This is a genomic window from Oleiphilus sp. HI0066, assembly GCF_001635725.1.
Window position 1 is genome coordinate 1 of the sequence record NZ_LWFH01001373.1, and the last position, 1009, is coordinate 1009.

General features: G+C 42.1%; 1 protein-coding gene and 1 pseudogene. Both read left to right on the plus strand.

Annotation, left to right across the window (positions count from 1 at the left end; translation table 11 throughout):
• The first annotated feature begins 72 nt into the window (after positions 1-72).
• On the plus strand, positions 73-381 hold the full coding sequence (locus A3738_RS20795; RefSeq protein ID WP_068478578.1) for a hypothetical protein: 309 nt from the start codon (positions 73-75) through the stop codon (positions 379-381).
• A 118-nt stretch (positions 382-499) separates the two neighbouring features.
• Positions 500-1009: pseudogene (locus A3738_RS20800) on the plus strand (hypothetical protein); the annotation flags it as partial.

Consider the following 1009-nt stretch of genomic DNA (forward strand, 5'->3'; position numbering starts at 1 on the left):
AGTTAACAGGATTTAATAAGCGATAACTTAAGTTTACACAGTGTTTTGGCAAGCGAATTTCGCGGAGATCTCATGAAACTTTTTATATCAGCGTTCACAGTTTTTGTGCTCATTTTTGTATCTGCTGCTTCGTATGCCAATGATGATGAGTTTAAGCCTGCCTACCAGAATATCGATTCTTATGATTTAGATGACTCCGATAAATTATTTGTTCGTCACAAGGGGCGTAACTACTACACATCAGGCAAAGATGCTGGTGATAACACTATTCGAGTGAATGAGAATAATGAAGAGTCGACTGATGAGACGGTCGGTATTTTAACGTTTTTGATTGCTCCAGCGGCTATTGTTTACATGAACTTGACCGGGTGGTGGGAATAAAACATCGCTTGACGAATAAAATTTTCCTTTCTTTCACCTAAACCATGGGCGCTTGATTGAATAAGTGCCTCCTCAACATTTATAATCCCCAGCTATTTTTTGCAGTGATGTAGGGCAAATGAAGCTCCTTCGAGGCTTATACAACAACCCTCTTCCAGAGGAAGGGTGTGTCGCAACGATTGGAAATTTCGATGGTGTTCATCTGGGGCACCAAGAAATTGTACGTCGTGTTGTTGAGCGGGCTAGTGATCTTAATCTCCCCTCGGTTGTCGTCGTGTTCGAACCTCAACCGCAAGAGTATTTTAAAGGCGAGCAGGCACCCGCGCGTTTAATGCGATTTCGTGACAAGTACGAATGTCTGCAAAATTACGGCTTAGATTATATTTGCGTACTTCAATTTAATGAGAAGTTTCGTGCCCTCACTGCCAAAGCATTTATTGATCAAGTTTTGGTGAATCACTTAAAAGTGAAACACTTGGTCGTTGGAGATGACTTTCGTTTTGGCGGAGATCGCCAAGGTGATTTTCAAGCCTTGTTAAATGCTGGTGAGGAATTTGGCTTTACGGTTGAAAATTCCGATACCTACAAAGTTGAGGGTACAGAGAGCCAAGCTCGCGTCAGCTCTACA

Excerpts from the sequence above, each read along its gene's own strand:
- A3738_RS20795 (WP_068478578.1), top strand. The coding sequence starts at position 73 with ATGAAACTTTTTATATCAGCGTTCACAGTTTTTGTGCTCATTTTTGTA.